This is a genomic window from Azospirillum humicireducens, from assembly GCF_001639105.2.
Taxonomy (GTDB): domain Bacteria; phylum Pseudomonadota; class Alphaproteobacteria; order Azospirillales; family Azospirillaceae; genus Azospirillum; species Azospirillum humicireducens.
This window is the reverse complement of the sequence record NZ_CP028902.1, coordinates 196311-214240: the sequence shown is the minus strand read 5'-3', so window position 1 is coordinate 214240 and position 17930 is coordinate 196311. Positions and strand designations below refer to the sequence as shown.

Annotated in this window: 15 protein-coding genes; 2 read left to right on the top strand and 13 right to left on the bottom strand. The window is 68.0% G+C overall.

Annotated features, from left to right (window positions below; genetic code table 11):
- Positions 1-18: 18 nt before the first annotated feature.
- From A6A40_RS15590 to A6A40_RS15545, 10 genes are all read right to left on the bottom strand, one after another.
- Positions 19-450: a DoxX family protein gene (locus A6A40_RS15590; protein ID WP_108546845.1), complete on the bottom strand. Its 432-nt coding sequence runs from the start codon at positions 448-450 to the stop codon at positions 19-21.
- A gap of 54 nt (positions 451-504) precedes the next feature.
- A complete protein-coding gene (locus A6A40_RS15585) occupies positions 505-2394 on the bottom strand; it encodes an amidohydrolase (RefSeq protein WP_236783865.1) in 1890 nt (629 codons plus the stop codon).
- Positions 2395-2510: 116 nt separating this feature from the next.
- Positions 2511-2786, bottom strand: a complete 276-nt coding sequence (locus tag A6A40_RS15580; protein WP_108546844.1) for a XapX domain-containing protein — start codon at positions 2784-2786, stop codon at positions 2511-2513.
- Positions 2787-2865: 79 nt separating this feature from the next.
- Entirely contained in the window at positions 2866-3552 is a 687-nt protein-coding gene (locus A6A40_RS15575; protein ID WP_108546843.1) for a hydrolase, read from the bottom strand.
- Between the two features lie 159 nt (positions 3553-3711).
- Complete coding sequence (locus A6A40_RS15570) at positions 3712-4695, bottom strand: alpha/beta fold hydrolase (protein WP_108546842.1); 984 nt, start codon at positions 4693-4695, stop codon at positions 3712-3714.
- A 214-nt stretch (positions 4696-4909) separates the two neighbouring features.
- Positions 4910-6082: a Gfo/Idh/MocA family protein gene (locus A6A40_RS15565; protein WP_108546841.1), complete on the bottom strand. Its 1173-nt coding sequence runs from the start codon at positions 6080-6082 to the stop codon at positions 4910-4912.
- The gene (locus A6A40_RS15560) at positions 6079-7146 is read right to left on the bottom strand and encodes a sugar phosphate isomerase/epimerase family protein (RefSeq protein ID WP_108546840.1); all 1068 of its coding nucleotides are present in this window, start codon (positions 7144-7146) and stop codon (positions 6079-6081) included. The genes A6A40_RS15565 and A6A40_RS15560 overlap by 4 nt, the downstream gene beginning before the upstream one ends.
- A gap of 98 nt (positions 7147-7244) precedes the next feature.
- Positions 7245-8183 (bottom strand): substrate-binding domain-containing protein, encoded by a 939-nt coding sequence (locus A6A40_RS15555; RefSeq protein ID WP_174718530.1) that lies wholly within the window; start codon positions 8181-8183, stop codon positions 7245-7247.
- Positions 8184-8261: 78 nt separating this feature from the next.
- Positions 8262-9287, bottom strand: coding sequence for an ABC transporter permease (locus tag A6A40_RS15550; protein WP_108546838.1), 1026 nt, complete (start codon positions 9285-9287; stop codon positions 8262-8264).
- A complete protein-coding gene (locus tag A6A40_RS15545; protein WP_108546837.1) occupies positions 9253-10776 on the bottom strand; it encodes a sugar ABC transporter ATP-binding protein in 1524 nt (507 codons plus the stop codon). Before A6A40_RS15545 ends, A6A40_RS15550 begins: the two co-directional genes overlap by 35 nt.
- Positions 10777-11029: 253 nt before the next feature.
- On the opposite strand from A6A40_RS15545, the gene A6A40_RS15540 reads away from it, so the two are divergent.
- Positions 11030-12241: an ROK family protein gene (locus A6A40_RS15540; RefSeq protein WP_108546836.1), complete on the top strand. Its 1212-nt coding sequence runs from the start codon at positions 11030-11032 to the stop codon at positions 12239-12241.
- A gap of 193 nt (positions 12242-12434) precedes the next feature.
- On the opposite strand, the gene A6A40_RS31370 is transcribed toward A6A40_RS15540, so the two are convergent.
- The 3 genes from A6A40_RS31370 to A6A40_RS15525 all read right to left on the bottom strand — a co-directional run.
- Positions 12435-13125: HAMP domain-containing protein (locus A6A40_RS31370; protein ID WP_261344797.1), on the bottom strand; the 691-nt coding region annotated here is incomplete at its 3' end.
- 1428 nt (positions 13126-14553) lie between these two features.
- Positions 14554-15957 (bottom strand): DUF5666 domain-containing protein, encoded by a 1404-nt coding sequence (locus tag A6A40_RS32200; protein WP_108546834.1) that lies wholly within the window; start codon positions 15955-15957, stop codon positions 14554-14556.
- The gene (locus A6A40_RS15525; protein ID WP_108546833.1) at positions 15954-16868 is read right to left on the bottom strand and encodes a DUF6502 family protein; all 915 of its coding nucleotides are present in this window, start codon (positions 16866-16868) and stop codon (positions 15954-15956) included. The genes A6A40_RS32200 and A6A40_RS15525 overlap by 4 nt, the downstream gene beginning before the upstream one ends.
- Before the next feature lie 326 nt (positions 16869-17194).
- Here A6A40_RS15525 and A6A40_RS15520 point away from each other — a divergent pair, with 326 nt between their 5' ends.
- Entirely contained in the window at positions 17195-17896 is a 702-nt protein-coding gene (locus tag A6A40_RS15520; RefSeq protein ID WP_108546832.1) for a hypothetical protein, read from the top strand.
- Positions 17897-17930 lie beyond the last annotated feature (34 nt).

The window sequence follows — 17930 nt, the reverse complement described above, 5'->3', positions numbered from 1 at the left end:
GGGGGCGGGCCGGTCCTCTCAGAAGCGTCGGGAGCGTCGGCGCAGCCGCGACAGCATGGCGGCCAGCGCGAAGCCGCCGGCCAGCCCGAGATGTTCGAAGAAGGCGTTGGTCGCCATGAAGCGCTCCTGACCGGCCATCGTCCAGAAATCGTTGGCGATCAGTGCGGCGAGCACGGTGAACACGCCGAGCGCTCCGGCCCCCAGCCACAACGCCCGGTCCAGCAGGATCAGCAGCGGCCCGACCAGTTCGACCAGGATGGTCAGGGCCGCCCACAGCGCCGGCGGATGCAGGCCGAAATGCGCCTGTTCCGCCAGCGCACCCGGCCAGTCGTCCAGCTTCGCCAACCCACCCAGCAGATAGGCCCCGACCAGCGCCAGCCGGGCCAGAAACCATGTGCCGTCCCAGTCGAGGATGCGGTCGATCGGGCGTTCCAGATCGCGGAAGGTCATGGCGGGGCCGGCTCGTGTTGAGGGGAGAAGGGAGCAGCTTCAGGGTCGAGGGGGTCACACCGCCCAGCAGCCGCAGCCGAGCGCGCCCCAGAAGGACTGCACGTCGGCGGCCGGAACGTCGGCGGCATAGGCGGCGGCATGGTCGTGTCCGTGCACGCCGCAGCCGCTGGCGCAGCCGCAGGCGGATGCCAGAGCCTTGCGCCGATCGCCCGCACCGCCGTCGGCCGCCTTGTAATAACCGCCGAAGGTGCGCACCGGCGACCAGTCCGGCATCGGTTTGGGCAATTGCGGCGCCAGCGGGCCGTAATCGCCCTCGCCATGCACCACCGCGCCGCCGAGCATGGTCAGGACGGAGCCGAGATGGGCGATGCGGTCCTCCGGCACCGAGAAGAAGTCGTCGGACAGCACGGCGAGGTCGGCCAGCTGCCCGGCCTTGATCTGGCCCTTCTTGCCCTGCTCGTTGGAGAACCAGGTGTTGGCCTCTGTCCACAGCCTCAGCGCGGTTTCGCGGTCCATCCGGTTGGCCGGGGGATAGAGGCCGAGACCACCCACCGTCCGGCCGGTGACCAGCCAGGACAGCGAGACCCACGGGTTGTAGCTGGCGACGCGGGTGGCGTCGGTCCCGGCGCCGACCGGCAGGCCGGCGGCCATCATCCTGGCGATGGGCGGGGTCCGTTCCGCCGCCTTCGTGCCATAGCGCTCGACGAAGTACTCGCCCTGATAGGCCATGCGGTGCTGGATTGCGATGCCGCCGCCGAGTGCGGCGATGCGGTCGATGTTGCGGTCGCTGATCGTCTCCGCATGGTCGAAGAACCAGTGCAGCCCGTCGAAGGGGATGTCGCGGTTGACCTTTTCGAACACGTCCAACGCCCGGCTGATGGTCTGATCGTAGGTGGCGTGCAGGCGCCAGGGCCAACGATTTTCGGCCAGCAGGCGGATCACCGGCTCCAGATCGCCTTCCATATTGGGCGGCATGTCGGGCCGGGCGACGCGGAAATCCTCGAAATCGGCGGCGGAATAGACCAGCATCTCGCCAGCGCCGTTGTGGCGGTAGCTGTCGTCGCCGTCGCCCGGCTTGACCTTGGACGCCCAGCCGGCGAAGTCGGCAAGCTCCTCCTTCGGCTTCTGGGTGAACAGGTTGTAGCTGATGCGCAAGGTCAGCTCGCCGTTGGCATGCAGTTTTTCGATGATGGCGTAATCGTCGGGATAGTTTTGGAAGCCGCCGCCGGCGTCGATCACCCCGGTCACGCCCAGCCGGTTCATCTCGCGCATGAAATGGCGGGTGGAGTTCAGCTGGTACTCGGGCGGCAGCTTCGGCCCTTTCGCCAGTGTCGAATAGAGGATCGTCGCGTTGGGCTGGGCCAGCAGCAGGCCGGTCGGATTGCCGGCGGCGTCGCGCACGATCTCGCCGCCCGGCGGGTTGGGTGTGTCCTTGCCATAGCCGACGGCGCGCAGGGCCGCGGCGTTCAGCAGGGCGCGGTCGTAGAGGTGCAGGATGAAGACCGGCGTGTCGGGGGCCGCGGCGTTCAGCTCCTCGATGGTCGGCAGGCGCTTTTCGGCGAACTGGTGCTCGGTGAAGCCGCCGACCACCCGGACCCATTGCGGCGGCGGGGTGATGGCAGCCTGCTGCTTCAGCATTGCCATGGCGTCGGCAAGGCTCGGCACGCCATCCCAGCGCAGCTCCATGTTGTAGTTCAGGCCGCCCCGGATGATGTGCATGTGGCTGTCGATCAGACCGGGGATCACCCGCCGGCCCTTGGCGTCGATCACAGTCGCTTGCGGCGCTGCGGTGCGCACCTCGGCCTCGGTGCCGACGGCGAGGAAGCGGCCGTCGCGGATGGCGATGGCGCTGGCCTGGGGGTTGGTGCGATCCAGCGTCGTGACCTTGGCGTTGACGAGGATGACGTCACCGGCGGTTGCGGTCTGGGCGGTGGTGTTGGGCATGGCGGCATTCCCGGTTCTGGACGCGAGGGTGGACATCAGCGGCGAGGCGAGCAGGGTCGCGGCGGCGCTTCCCGCCAACGCCTTGCGGCGGCCGATCGCGGGAGGGGCGGGGGGTGTCACGCCTTCCCTCCGTCCGGTGTCGTAACGGCTGGCGGCTGGTCGGCTCCGGCCTGCGGACCCAGCACATGGCGGGCGCAGTCGGTCTGGATGAAGGCGACGACCGGTTCGCCGGCGATCAGCCGCTTGACGACCGGCACCACCTGTTCGCCGACCAGCATGCCGAGCAGTCCGATCAGGGCGATGGTCGGCGGCGCCGGCGAACGGACGCCGATCAGCGCATAGATGACACCGACCAGGATGCCGGCGCCGGCCGATAGGAGATAGGGCATCATGGGTCCGGGCTCCCGGTCTGGATGCTGGTCCGCACAGGACGGCCTGCGCCCGGTCGGTGCCGGGCGCAGGGACGCAGGGTCAGGCGTGCTCGTGCTTGGCGGCGCCGATCACCTTGTGGGCGTATTCGCCGCGCTGCGGGGCCTTGTGGACCATGGTGTAGGCGTAATCGACACCCATGCCGTAGGCGCCGAAATGCTCGCGGACGATGGCCATCACGCCGTCATAGGTGCCGCGCTTGGCCCAGTCGCGCTGCAGTTCCAGGAGGACGTTGACCGAGGTGATGGAATGGGCGCCTGCCTGCTCCATGCGGCGGATGGCGGCGTCGTGCGATTCCTGCGAAGTGCCGCCCGAGGCGTCGGTGACGATATAGACCTCGAAGCCCTCCTCGATGGCGCACAGGGTCGGGAACAGCAGGCAGGCCTCGGTCCACAGGGCGGCGATCACCAGCTTCTTCTTGCCGGTCGCCTTGACGGCGGCCACCAGCTCTTCCGAATCCCAGCTGTTCATCGAGGTGCGCTCGATGGGATCCTGCTGCAGCACGTCCATCAGTTCCGGCCAGATGTAGCCGGAGAAGCTCTCGGTCTCCACCGCCGTCACGATGGTCGAGGCGCCGAACAGCTTGGCGGTCTTCGCCAGCGCGACCGTGTTGTTCTTCAGCTGCTGGCGGTCGATGTTGACGACGCCGAAGGACATCTGCGGTTGATGATCGATGAAGATGAAGACGGTGTCGTCGGCGTTGATGAGCGACTTGGCCGGGAAGGTCATGATCGTTTCCTATGATCTATATGGATTTTCAGGAGGTTGGCTGCCGTTTTCCTTGGCGCCGCCGTCTGAAAGGACAATGGCACGCGGCCTATGGACGGAACAATCGTGCTGATCAGAACATTATTGTTGCATTAATCAGGACGAATGCCCGTTGTCCGCTCAGGCGCGGATGAAGGCCAGCAGTTCTTCGTTCACGATGTCCTTGTGCGTGGTGCAGATGCCGTGCGGCGCACCTGGGACGACCTTGAGCGTGCCCTTCGGCAGGAGGGCGACGGCGGCCTTGGCGGAGGTGGCGATCGGGACGATCTGGTCGTCGTCGCCATGCATCACCAGCGTCGGGACGATCATCTTCTTCAGATCTTCGCGCTGGTCGGTCTCGGAGAAGGCCTTGATGCACTCGTACTCGGCCAGCAGGCCGCCCATCATGCCCTGCATCCAGAAGCTGTCGATGACGCCCTGCGAAACCTTGGCGCCCGGACGGTTGTAGCCGTAGAAGGGGATGGTCAGATCCTTGAAGAACTGCGACCGGTCGGCCTTCACCCCGGCGCGGATGCCGTCGAACACCTCCATCGGCACACCGTCGGGATTCCAGTCGGTCTTCACCATGATCGGCGGGATGGCGCCGATCAGCACCGCCTTGGCAACGCGCGACACGCCATGGCGGCCGATGTAGCGGGCGACTTCGCCGCCGCCGGTGGAATGGCCGACATGGACGGCGTTCTTCAACTCCAGCGCCTCGGTCACCGCGGCCAGATCGTCGGCGTAATGGTCGAGATCGTTTCCGAAGCCCGGCTGCGACGACCGGCCATGGCCGCGGCGGTCATGGGCGATGGTGCGGTAGCCGTGCCGCGCCAGGAACATCATCTGGTCTTCGAAAGCGTCGCCGGTCAGCGGCCAGCCATGGCTGAAGACAACCGGCTGGCCGGTCTGCGGTCCCCACTGCTTGACGTAGATCTGGACACCGTCCTTGGTGGTGACATAGCTGCCCTGGAGCATCGGTTTCGTTCCTTTGGTCGGAGTGGCCGTCTTTTCGGCGGCGGCGGGGCCGGCGACCGCGGTCAGCAGGCCGCTGCCCGCGACGGCAAGGGCGGCGCTGCCGGACAGAACCGTCCGGCGCGAGGGGGTGAAGTCGTGGGTGGTCATGCGAGGTCCGTTCGGGGCCGTGCCGGGCGGCTGGACCGGCTCCGGCTGTCTTGATGAACGGATGGTACGGAAAGGGCCGGGAGGGTGATTGCCTCTTCGGAACGGCTTTTGCCGGTTTTGCGCATTGTGCTGTCGCATACGCAAAAAAGCCGGCCCTCCCAGGAGAGGACCGGCTTTTTTACATCGGTCACCCCCCTTACCGGGGGGGAGGGAACTAGCCAGCCAATGACACCCACGCGGCATTGCGTCGGCTTGACTCCACCGCGCCGTGGATGAAGCGTACGCCGCGCACCCCATCCTCCACCGTTGGCAAGGGTACGTCGGCGGGGGCCGGACGGCCGTCCAGGCGGGCGGCGATGAGATCGGCGGCATCGCGGTAGATCTGGGCGAAGCCTTCCAGATAGCCTTCAGGATGGCCGGCTGGGGTGCGCGAGATGGCGCTGGCCGCCGGCAGGCTTCCCGCACCGGCGCGCAGCAGGCTGCGGGTCGGCTCGCCCAGCGGGGTGAAGCGCAGCTCGTTGGGCTGTTCCTGCTGCCATTCCAATCCGCCGGCCTCGCCGAAGACACGCAGGCGCAGGCCGTTGGTGGTGCCGGGGCTGACCTGACTGGCCCACAGCATGCCGCGGGCGCCGCCGTCGAAGCGCATCATGATGTGGGCGTTGTCGTCCAGCCGCCGGTTGGGCACGAAGGCGGTCAGGTCGGCGGCGAGATCGCTGCAGCGCAGACCGGTCACGAACTCGGCAAGATGGAAGGCGTGGGTGCCGATGTCGCCGAGGCAGCCGGCGATGCCGCTCTGTGCCGGGTCGGTGCGCCAGGAGGCCTGCTTGTTGCCGTTGGCCTCCAGGTCGGTCGCCAGCCAGTCCTGGGCATATTCGGCCTGAACCACCCTGATCCGGCCCAGCATGCCCGAGTCCACCATGGCACGGGCCTGCCGGATCATCGGATAGCCGCTGTAATTGTGGGTCAGCACGAAGACGAGGTCACGGCTGCGCACCAGGGCGGCAAGGTCCTCCGCCTCCTCGACCGTATGGACCAGCGGCTTGTCGCAGATGACATGGATGCCGGCCTGGAGGAAGGCTTTCGCGGCCGGGTAATGCAGGTGGTTGGGGGTCACGATGGCGACCGCATCGATGCCGTCCGGGCGTGCCGCCTCCGCTTTCGCCATCGTCTGGAAGTCGTCGTAACAGCGGTCGGGCGCCAGGAACAGCTCAGCCCCGCTGGCCCGCGCCCGTTCCGGGTTGGAGGACAGGGCGCCGGCGACCAGTTCATAGCGGTCGTCGATGCGGGCGGCGATGCGGTGGACGGCGCCGATGAAGGCGCCTTGGCCACCGCCGACCATGCCCAGCCGCAAGCGTCTCGACGACGCCGGTGCTTGATCCGCGCTCATGATGCTCCTTTCCCCAGACCGAGGATCCGGCGGTTGGCCGCCTCGTCGGTTCCGGCATCGGCGAAATCGTCGAAGGCGCGGTCGGTGACGCGGATGATGTGGTCCTGGATGAAGCGGGCGCCCTCTGCGGCTCCCTGTTCGGGATGCTTGATGCAGCATTCCCATTCCAGCACCGCCCAGCCGTCGAAGCCGTACTGGGTCAGCTTGGAGAAGATGCCGCGGAAATCGACCTGCCCGTCGCCGAGCGAGCGGAAGCGCCCGGCCCGGTCCTTCCACGGAGCATAGCCGGAATAGACGCCCTGCCACGGGGTCGGATTGAACTCGGCATCCTTGACGTGGACCATGCGGATGCGGTCGCGGAACACGTCGATGTAGCCGAGATAGTCCAGCTGTTGCAGGACGAAGTGGCTGGGGTCGAACAGGATGTTGCAGCGCTTATGCCCGCCCACCCGGTCGAGGAACATCTGGAAGGTGGTTCCGTCGAACAGGTCCTCGCCGGGGTGGATCTCGTAGCAGAGGTCGCAGCCGGCCTCGTCGAAGGCGTCGAGGATCGGGCGCCAGCGCTTCGCCAACTCGTCGAAGGCGGTCTCGATCAATCCGGGCGGACGCTGCGGCCACGGGTAGAGATAGGGCCAGGCCAGCGCGCCCGAGAAGGTGGCGTGCGCGGTCAGGCCGAGATTCGCCGACGCCTTGGCGGCGAGGTGCAGCTGTTCCACCGCCCAGGCTTGCCGGGCGTCGGGGCGGCCATGGACTTCCGCCGGGGCGAAGCCGTCGTAGAGCGCGTCATAGGCGGGGTGGACGGCGACGAGTTGGCCCTGCAGGTGGGTCGACAGCTCGGTCATCTCGACGCCGGCATCGGCCAGCGTGCCCTTGACCTCGTCGCAATAGGTGCGGCTGGTCGCCGCCTTGTGCAGGTCGAACAGGCGGTGGTCCCAGCTGGGGATCTGCACGCCCTTGAAGCCGAGGCCGGCGGCCCAGCGGGCGATGGCGTCCAGCGAGTTGAAGGGGGCTGCGTCACCCGCGAACTGGGCGAGGAAGATCGCCGGGCCTTTGATGGTCTTCATGGGTCTGGCTCCCTGATGGGGGGAGGTGTCGGCTGGCGGTTGTCCCCCTGACCCTCCCACGCGGGGAGAGGGAGCGTCAGGGGGGGACGAACCAGGGATCAGTACGGCGAATCCGGGAAATAGAACTCCTTGGCGTTCTCCTTGGTGATCAGCGCCGACGGGATGATGTGGGTCGCCGGCAGCTTGTCGCCCTTCAGGCGCGCCTCGGCGGTCATCTTGATGGCGTCGTAGATGAACTTCGGCGAATAGGACACGTCGGCGTGGATCAGCGGGTTGGAGCCGTCCATGATGGTCTTCACCATCGTCTTGGACCCGGCGCCGCCGAACACCTCCTTGATGTCGGTGCGCTTGGCCTGCTCGATGGCCTTCAGCACACCGAAGGCCATGTCGTCGTCGGCGGCCCAGACGACGTCGATGTCCTTGAAGCGGGTCAGGAAGTCCTGCGTCACCTTGAAGGCGTCGTCACGGTTCCAGTTGGCGTATTTGCCATCGAGGATCTTGATGTCCGGATACTGTTTCAGCACGCCGGTGAAGGCCTCCCAGCGCTCGTTGTCGAGCGTGGTCGGGATGCCGCGGAGCGCCACGATGTTGGCCTTGCCGTTGTATTTCTTGGCGATGTATTCGGCCGGGATGCGGCCGAAGGCGGTGTTGTCGCCGGCGATATAGGCGTCCTGCGCGCTGGGATCGGTCAGGCCGCGGTCGACGACGGTGACATAGACGTTCTTCTTCTTCGCCTGCAGCACCGGCTGGGTCAGGGCGGCGGATTCGAAGGGGAAGATGACCAGCGAGTCGATCTTGGTCACCGTCACCAGATCCTGAAGCTGGTTCGCCTGTTCCGGCGCGCCGCTGGCGGTCTTGACGGTGATCTTCAGGTTGGGGTGGGCCTTCTCCAGCTCCGCCTTCGCCTGATTGGCCCACCAGACGATGCCGCCGGTGAAGCCGTGGGTGGCGGCCGGGATGCTGACGCCCAGCTTTACCGTGTCCGCCGCGAAGGCGACGCCGCCCAGTGCGCAACCGAGGGCGACCGTCGCGGCCATCGCCAAGCCGGTGCCCAGCACCATGCGACGAGTGTAACGCGCAACTTCCGACATGACGTTTCTCCTCCACTTCGTTTTTTAGGGACGCCGGCGCTGCAGGAAGGCGACGGCGATGATGACGCAGCCCTGGACCGCCGCGTTCAGATAGACGCTGATGATGCTGGTCAGGTTCAGGATGTTGCTGATGACCGACAGCAGAACCGCACCGATCACCGTGCCGGCGATCCGCCCCTCGCCCCCCTTGAAGGAGGTGCCGCCGACGATCACCGCGGCGATGGCCTCCAGCTCCCACAGCAGGCCGGTGGTGGGGGAGGCGGAGCCCAGGCGCGGCACATACAGAACCGTGGCGATGCCGACGCAGACGCCGAGCAGCCCGTAGGTCAGCAGCTTCACCCGGTCGACATCCACCGCGGCGAAGCGGGCGACCTGTTCGTTGGAGCCGATGGCCTGGACATAGCGGCCGAAGGCGGTGCGGTTCAGCAGGACGGCACCGGCGACCGACACCACCAGGAAGACCCAGACCGGCACCGGGATGCCCAGCAGGCTGCCGTAATAGACCGGGCCGTAGGCGTCCGACAGGTCGTTGTCCAGCGTGATGGCGCCGCCGTCGGCCAGCCAGGTCAGCACGGCGCGGAAGATGCCGAGTGTGCCCAGCGTGACGATGAAGGGCTCGATCCGCCCGCGCGTGACCAGATAGCCGTGTGCCAGCCCGAAGCCGCCGCCCAGCAGCAGCGCGAACAGCATGCCGAGCCCCACCACCGCGACCGGCGAAGCGACCGATCCGGCCAGCGCGTTCATCAGCAGGATCATCGCGCCGGCGATCAGCGCCGCCATCGATCCCACCGACAGGTCGATCCCACCGGAGATGATGACGAAGCACATGCCGATGGAGATGATGCCGATGAAGGCCGTGCGGGTCAGCACGTTCATCAGGTTGTCCCAGGTGGCGAAATCCGGGTTCAGCGCCGTGCCGGCGATCAGCAGCAGCACCAGCCCGATGACCGGGCCGAAGCGGTGCGGGTCGAAGCGGCGGGCCGGCTTGCGCGGTGCCGCACCGTCGCGCCGGACCTCAGTGGCTGGGGTTGGGGCGGGTGCCGATGGCATGGGCAATCAACTCCTCTTCGCTGAGCCGGTCGGCGGGCACGGTCGCGGTCACCCGGCGCCCGCGCATCACGATCACCCGGTGGCAGAGCCCGATCAGTTCGATCAGTTCCGATGAAATGACGATCACGCCGCGCCCTTCGGCGGCCAGCCGCGCGATCAGGAAATAGATGTCCCGCTTGGCGCCGACATCGACGCCGCGCGTCGGCTCGTCCAGCACGAAGACGCGCGGGTCGGGTTCCAGGAACTTGGCGATGGCCAGCTTCTGCTGGTTGCCGCCGGACAGGGACGACGCAGTTCCCCGCGGATCGCCGCGAATGCCGAAGCTGGCGACGGCATGCTCCAGCGCCCGCTCCTCCGAGGCCGGCGACAACAGCGGCTGGGCGTGGTGGCGAAGCGTCATCAGGGTCAAATTGTCGCTGAGCCCCATGGTGACGTGCAGACCCTTGCCCTTGCGATCCTCGCTGAGATAGGTCAGCCCGTTGCGCATCGCCTCGCGCGGGTTGCGCAAGGTGACCGGGCGGCCTTCGATCTCGACGGTGCCGCCGCTGCGCGGGCGCAGGCCCAGGATGCCTTCGAACAGTTCGGTGCGGCCGGCGCCGACCAGACCGGCGAAGCCCAGGATCTCACCAGGGTGGAGGTCGAAGCTGACATCCTCCGCCCAGCCGGGCACGGTCAGGCCGCGCACCGCCATCAGCGGCCTGCCGAGGGCCGGGCCCAGGATCGGGATTCGCTTGTCCGGGAACATGTCGGTCAGCTCGCGCCCGACCATCAGCGTCGCCATGCGCTGGCGTGGCGTCTCGGCGGTGGGAGCACGGGCGACGAAGCGGCCGTCGCGCATCACGATCACCTCGTCGGTGATGCGTTCCACTTCGTCCAGCTTGTGGGAGATGTAGACGATGGTGACGCCGTCCCGCCGCAGCCGGTCGATCAGCCCGAACAGCCGGTCGCATTCGGACGGGGTCAGGCTGGCCGTCGGCTCGTCCATGATCAGCAGGCGGGCGTTGCGCAACTGCGCCTTGGCGATTTCCACCAGCTGCTTTTCGGCGACGATCAGGTCGCGCACCTTGGTGTCGGGATCGCGGTCGAAGCCGACCTGACGCAGGGCTTCGGCCGCCTGTGTTCGCATCGCACGGTCGTCCAGCAGCCAGCCGCGCCTGATCTCGTGCCCGAGGAACATGTTCTGCGCGACGGTCAGGTCGTCGGCGAGGCTGAGTTCCTGGTGGATCAGCACGATCCCCTGCTTCTCGGCGTCGCGGGAGCTTTTGAACGTCACCGCCTCGCCGTCGATGCGGAGCGTGCCGGAGGTCGGCGCGTGATAGCCGGCGAGGATCTTCATCAGCGTCGATTTGCCGGCGCCATTCTCACCCAGCAGCCCATGCACCCGGCCCGGATGCAGGTCGAAGCCGACGCCGTGCAGAACCCGCACGGCCCCCGATCCTTTTGGCCCGAATTCCTTGATGATGCCGTCGAAGGCGACATGCAGGCTCATCGCTCCGCACCCCCTGACGGTCCGTCCACCGGCCACAAGCCTGCGGCGGGGCGGATACCGTCCATGACGTTTCTCCCATCGCGGAGCGTGTCGTCCCGAAGGGCGCCGCTTCGTCTGTTAAGCGGATGGTAAGCTCGACGCTTTGGACAGACAATGGCCAACTTCGAACATAATTTGGCAAAAGTGGAGAGGTGTGGTAGGGGTGGGTTGGGGTGGGGGTCTGACCCCGCAAGGATCGGAAGGGCACACGTCGATGGTTGACTGGCAACGTCTGTCCGACGGTGAGCGCGCCATGCTGGAGCGGCTGTTCTGGTCGGGCGGGCTGTCGCGCGGCGAACTGGCCACGTCGGTCGACTTCTCCAAGAGCAAGGCGAATCTCGCGATATCGAGCCTGATCGCGCGCGAGCTGATCGAGGAGGGTGGGGTGCAGCCCTCGTCCGGTGGGCGGCGGCCGGAGGTGCTGCGGCTGAGCCACCGCATGGGGGTGCTGGCGGGGATCGACATCGGCGCCACCAGCCTGGACGTCGCTCTGCTGGCGCCGGACATGACGGTGCTGGATCACCGGTCGGAAGCGGCCGAGGTCCGCGACGGTCCGGCCGCCCTGTTCGCACGCGTGCGAGATCTGCTGCGCGAGGCGCGGGAGCGTTGCGGGATCGGCGCTGCACAGGTGTTGGGGATCGGGGTCGGCGTACCGGGGCCGGTCGCCTTCGACAGCGGCATGCTGGTCAACCCGCCGCTGCTGCCGGGATGGGAGAGCTTCTCGATCCGCGATTGTCTGGCCGAAGAGTATGCCGCACCGGTCTTCGTCGACAACGACGTGAACATCATGGCGCTGGGAACCCATTGGCGCCTGCGCGGCCAGCTTCAGAACTTTCTGGTCATCAAGATCGGCACCGGCATCGGCTGCGGCATCATCTGCCACGGCATTGTCTATCGCGGACGGGACGGTTCAGCCGGCGACGTCGGGCATATCTGTGTCGATCCGCAGGGACCGGTCTGCCATTGCGGCAATGCCGGCTGCGTCGAGGCGATGGCGGCCGGTCCGGCCATCGCCCGCATGGCGGAACAGGCGGCACGCGCCGGCGAAAGCCCGCGGTTGATGGAGTTGCTGGAGCGCAACGGCGCTCTGACCACCGTCGATCTCGGCAATGCCAGCCGTGCGGGCGACGCAGCCGCCAATGCCATCGTCCAGCAGGCCGGCGCCCATATCGGCCGGATGCTGGCGGCGGTGGTCAATTTCTTCAACCCGTCGCACATCTTCATCGGCGGCGGCGTCGCCCGGATCGGGCCGCTGCTGCTGGCCTCGATCCGGCAGAGCGTCTATCAGCGCTCGCTTGCCCTCTCCACCCGGCATCTCGACATCCAGTATGTGCCGGAGGTGGAGAGCGCCGGGGTGATCGGGGCGGCGGTGATGGCGGTGCAGGAAACCATGCTGGCGGGGGCGGGCGGGCAGCTGCGGACCTGACCCGCTTCGGCGGAGGATGGTTACGCCGCGCGCACCGCGGTGATGAAGCATGTGACCTCGCCGCGCAGGGTTTCCGCCTCGCGGGCGAGGCTGCTGGCGGCGTCCAGAACCTCGGTGGCGGCGCAGCCGGTTTCCAGCACCGCCCGGTTGACGCCGACGATGGTGGAGGAGACCTCCGTCGTGCCGCGCGCGNCGATGGAGTTGATCATCTCCACCACATGGCCGATCTGGTCGGCAGCTTCCACCAGGACGCGCATGGTGGCGTCGGTCTGTTCGGCCTGGCTTACCGCTTCGTCCGAGATGCGGGTGGAGGCGGCGATCTGACGGCCGATTTCCAGGATGGAGGCTGACAGCTCCTCCGTCGCCGAGGCCACCGTCTGGACGTTGGCGGAGGCCTGTTCGGATGCCGCGGCGACGGCGGTCGCCTGCTCGCTGGCCTGGGACGCGGTGGTGGACATCGCCCCGGCGGTGCCCTGCATCTCGGTGGCGGCGGAGGCGACCGTCTCGACGATGTGCATCGCCTTGGCGTCGAAGTCGCGCATCAGCGCTTCCAGATGGGCCGCGCGCTTCTCCTTGGCGGCCTGTTCGCGCGCCTGTTCGGCGGCGAGCCGGTCGGCGGTGATCATGCTGTCGCGGAACACTGTGACCGCCGCGGCCATGCCGCCGATCTCGTCGCTGCGGTCCAGTCCGGGGATCGCCACCGCCATGTCACGGTCGGCCAGACGGCGCATCGCGTCTGTCATGGAACGGATTGGGTCGCTCACCCGGCGCTTGGCGACGATCAGGCCGATGACGGTCAGGGCGATGGCGGCCACCACCAGCAGGCCGGCAACGGCCGCGTCGCGCGTGGCGTGTGCCGCCTGCGCATCGGCACGGGCGACCATCAGGTCCACCGCGGCCAGTGCGGCATCGACGATATAGCCCTGGCTGAGGGTGTCCTGCTGGCGCATCGTGCCGATCTCCACCGGCGATTTGCGTCCTTCGGTGAGCGCGGCGAGGACCGCCTTGCGCTGTTCGACCAGCGGGCCTTCGAAATTCACCTTCGCCTTTTCGACCGCATCACGGATGGCGTCCGGCGTGTCGGGACGGCTGGCGGATTCCGTCACCAGGGTCCAGGCATGGGTGGTGCGGCCGATCGCTTCCGCCACCGCCTGCGCATCGGCCGGAGTCCAGGCTTGGCCGGTCGCGACCGCGGTCTGGATGCGCAGCGCCATGCCGCCGGCATTCAGCCGGGTGTTCCAGGCGGCGCGCTTGATGCCCAGCAGGTGATCGACCATCGGGTCGGCCAGCTTCAGCGAGGCATCCAGCAGGTCGGTGGCGGCGGTCAGCGCGTCGAGATAGGCGACCGGGGCCGTCGCCCACGCTGCGGCCACCGCCGGATCGCGTGCCAATCTGCCCTGCCGGAGCGCGTCGTCGGCCTGCCGGCGCAGGGCGGCGAGCGTGTCGTGTGCGCTGCGCAGCTTCTCCGTTGCAGCCGGCAGGCCGGGAAGGTCGAGCCCGCCCAGCTTCGCGGCGATGGCGGCGTAGCCGGCCTCGGCCACCTCGCGGTTCGCCGCAATCTGGCGGAGTTCGGCGTCGCCGACCGCCCCTTCGGCCCCCAGCGCCGGCCCGACCAGCCCACGCTCCAACCGGATTGCCAGCAGCGTGCGCAGCAGCTCGCGGCTTGTCTCGCTGAGCGTGGCGACCCTGTTGGCGGTGCGCGTGCGGTTCACGACATCGATCATCGTGTAGGTGCTGGTGGCGATCAGCAGCAGGCCCAGCGCGGCGACGACAAGGCCAAGCGTGGCGCGGATCGACAGCCGCGAAAGGAGCGTGATCATGGTAAGGTCCCGTCTGTGCGAAGAGTTCCGGCCCGTGCGGAAGGGGCGACAGTGACGCCGGTCGGCATGAGCCCGGGAGATGTCCGGGGTCGTGCGGCAGGGGGCTTTCGTCATGGCCCATGGTCTGAACCGGAGGCGATAAAGGATTCCGGGCGGTCTGCCGGGCTCTTCCCATATCGACAACTGGACATGTCCTTCCGCGGGGGCATTCCTTCGATGTTGATATACTAGTATTTTAATGTAGATCGCTTTGAGAATGCAGGCATATTGAAAACCTGGATCAAAATGCCGCAGGAGAACCAACCCCGTCAGTGAAAAATATTTTCAACAATATCGAATAAAATGATGGATATGGGGCCTGGGTATCGTGCGATGGCAAGAGTTGTCGAAGCATTTCGATCAAAGTTTGTGCGGCTTCCGGTTCTTTCCAAGATGGGGCACCTCACAGCGCTGCCCGCACAACGATAATTTGTCGGATTGCGCCGCAAGGCCTTAATGAATGTCACCACCACGGCCGCCCGGTCCGCCGCCCGGTCCTCCCCCCGGTCCATTCCCCGGTCCGCGTGGCCCCCTGCCAGAACCTGGGCCGCGGCCGAAGCCGCTGCCGGGCGCCCCGACCGATCCACTGTGCGCCCCGCCGAATCTGCCATCCACCGGCGAGGATGCGCCGGGAGAGGGGGGACTGGCGGCGCGCGCAAGGCCGGATCTTGTGTCTTCGTCAGCGGCGGAGCGGCCAGGTCCCGGCGTCCAACCGGGAGCGGCATATCCGGGATGGCCGCGTATGGCGTCGTTGGGGCTTTCCTGTCCCTCTGGTGGCGAACCGTCGGGGCGCGGGCCATCCGGACGCGGGCCATCCGGACGCTGGCCGTCGCGCGTCAGCCCGGCGGCGCGTGCCGCGGGATCGGCGCCGGACAGCGACCGTCCGCCCAGGCGCTGGGCGCCGTAGGCGCGGCTGCTGCCGAGTCCGCCGCCTGAGGTCACCATGCTGTCGATCACCACCCGTGCCGGCGCAGTTCCGCGATCCGACATGTCCAGCCGGGGGCCGCCGGGGATCGCCGTCTGTCCCGACGGATCCACATAGGTTTCGACCGACAGCGCGCCGACGGTCGTACCGAAGGGATTGAAGGGATCGGATTCGACCGACAGCGCCGAACTGCCGGAGGCACCTGCCGCAGCCCGATCTCCGGCGACACGCACGAGACTTCCGACCTGCGGCATGGCAAGGTTCAGCCCGCGCTGGAGCGTCACCCCGGAAACGGTCAGGGTTGTGGGCGTGACCGCATCCAGACGGCCGCGCAGAACCCAACCCTGGGCGGGATTCCAGGGATCGACGCGGCTGGCGTCCACGACGCCGTCCGGACGGCGCAGGCCGGAAACGGCGACCCAGCGGCCGGGGGTGAGCGCGGTGGTTCCCTCCGCATCGGCGAGGTCGATGCGTTGCCCCATCACCAGACCGCTGCTTCCCTCCGCCCGCTCGACCGGACCGGCCACGGCGTACCGGACCTCCAACGTGCGTGCGGTAAGGCCGGTCGGCCCGCCGGGACCAGCGGTCATGGCGACCGTCTGGCCGAGCTTGACCTTACCAGGCTCCGCCGGCTGCCCTTCGATCCGCACCGCGGTGGTCGGCGGCAGATCGACCCGCAGTCCGTTGACCCAGACGCTGCCGAAGGCGGTCACGGTGCCGACTATTCCTGTGCCGCCGATTCCGCGGTCGGTGACTGCAATGCCGGTTCCTCCGATCCCTCGGTCCGCCATGCTTCCATCGCGGGAGAAGCCGTCGTACAGGGGCGCGCAGCCGGCGGCGGCCAGCATCAGCGTTGCCACAATGTTGCGGGTCAGCCTGCCGGCCGGAATGCCGACCGGGCGGCGAGGCGGGGGGCTGGCGGAAGCGGTCACGGCGGGGCCGTTTCCCCGCCGGAATCGGCGGCTTTCAGCGCAGGAGCGGGCGGTTCCGCCTCGTCATAGAGGTATAGGCCGGCGGTGAAGCGGTGGTTGGCGTCCTCGCGGTCGGCATCGCCGTCGGCAAGGTCGGCGGCCATCCGGTTCAGTTCCACCAGCATCGCCATGCCCAGCCGGTCCGCCTCCCGGCGCAGGGCGGCGATGGAGTCGGGGCACAGCCGGTCGTATGCCAGTGCCCGTTCCAGGAAAGGCGGCATGCCGCCGGCCAGATTGTGCCCGGATGCCGCCAGATGGTCGGCAAGGTTGCGGCCGTAATAATAGGCGAGCTTGTCCAGATCGCCCCGCGGCACATGCGCCGCGGTGTCGAGTTCGAGCAGACCGTCCGGCCGCTCCACCACCAGCCCGGCATGCAGCAATTCGTCCAGCAGGGCGCGAGGGCGGATGTCCTTGCTGATACCGGTCACCAGCGTCTCGAAGCTGGCCCCGCCATCGGAGGGAGCATTGCGGGGCAGGGGGCGCGGCCGGCCGTCGGCATCCCGAAAGGCGGCTTCGGTCAGCCAACGGCTCAACACCTGCGATCCGAACGAAGGCGCGGCGGCGGCGGCGGCCTCCGCCGGCGGCGGAGCGTTGCGGATCTGGCTGACGTCCTTGCGGTGGACGCCGGTCAGCAGGGTGATGCGGCTGTCGGTCATCGGCTTCCCGGGCAGCGCGAAGCCTCGCTCCGCCACCTCGACATACACCGACTTCAGCAGGTTCGCCAGCATCGGCCAGGATATCCCGAAGCCGATCAGCGTCCGCACCAGCGGAACCAGGACCCGGCGCACCGCCGTCAGCACGGCCGGAGGGGGAGTCGCCCCGGATGAGCCGCCCCCCTTCGGGCTGTCGGATTCGGGGTTGCGGGTCGGCACGCGCCGGAAACTCCAACAAAGCTGGCCAATGACAAGGGCGACCATGCCCCACGACAGAACTGACAATAGCGCGGGGCGGCGGAAAGGGAATCACCTTTTCGCTTGATGTGGGAAATTTTCCCACGCATCATGCCCACGATGCACCGGTCTCCGGCCCGGCGCACAGTTCCAGCGCCCCGTGGTGAAGGAGCGGCTGTCCGGCCGTAACCCGCATGAGACTTGTATCGTTCGAGCAGTCCGCCCATCGGGACCCACCGGCTCCAAGCCCGGGCTTCGGGGGCCGTTCCACGTCTCCGGTCCTTCCTTTCCGAACGCGAGCGTCCGCCATGGCGTCGTCCACCGCCCGTCACGCGGCCATCAACCGATCCGCCCTGGTCCGCAGCGGTCTGTTCGGAGCGTTGGCGAATCTGCTGGTGGCCGGCAGCGCGCTTTATGCCACTCCGCTCCAGTCGGCCCTGTGGGACGGCGGGGGGAATGGCGCCCTGCTCGCTCTTGTCGCCGTCGCGCTGGGGCTTTTCGCCCTCCACGCTCTGCTGGACTTCGCCCAGGCGCGGGAACTGGCGCGGCTGATGCCGTCTGCAGGAGCCGTGGCGTGGCTGGAGCGCGTGTGGCTGCTGGATGCCGTATGGGCGCCGATCCATCTGGCGATCCTGGCCATGCTGCATCCGCTGCTGGGCGCGCTGGCGTTGGCCGGTGTCGCGGCGCTGGCGGCGATGATCGCGCTTGGCGCCACCGGACCGGCGAGCCCGATGACCGGGCCGTCGCAGTTCGGACGGCTTGCCGGCGGCGAGGGTTTCGGCGGTGCCGACGCCTTCCTGGCTGGGCTGCGCTATTGCGAGACGGTCTACCGGGTGCTGGTTGTCGGCATGGCCGCTGCGCTGTTGACGCGGGGAGACCTGCAAACCGGCCTGTTCGTCGCTGCGTCGCTGATCGGCATCGCCGCGATGCGCACCGCCACCCGCGGCGCCGCCCGCTGGTATGGCGGGCGGCGGGCGGTGGCCGCCTTGCCGATGACCGGACGGGTCTGATCCGGGCCGGTAGGCTTTCGCCCGGTCGGAAGGA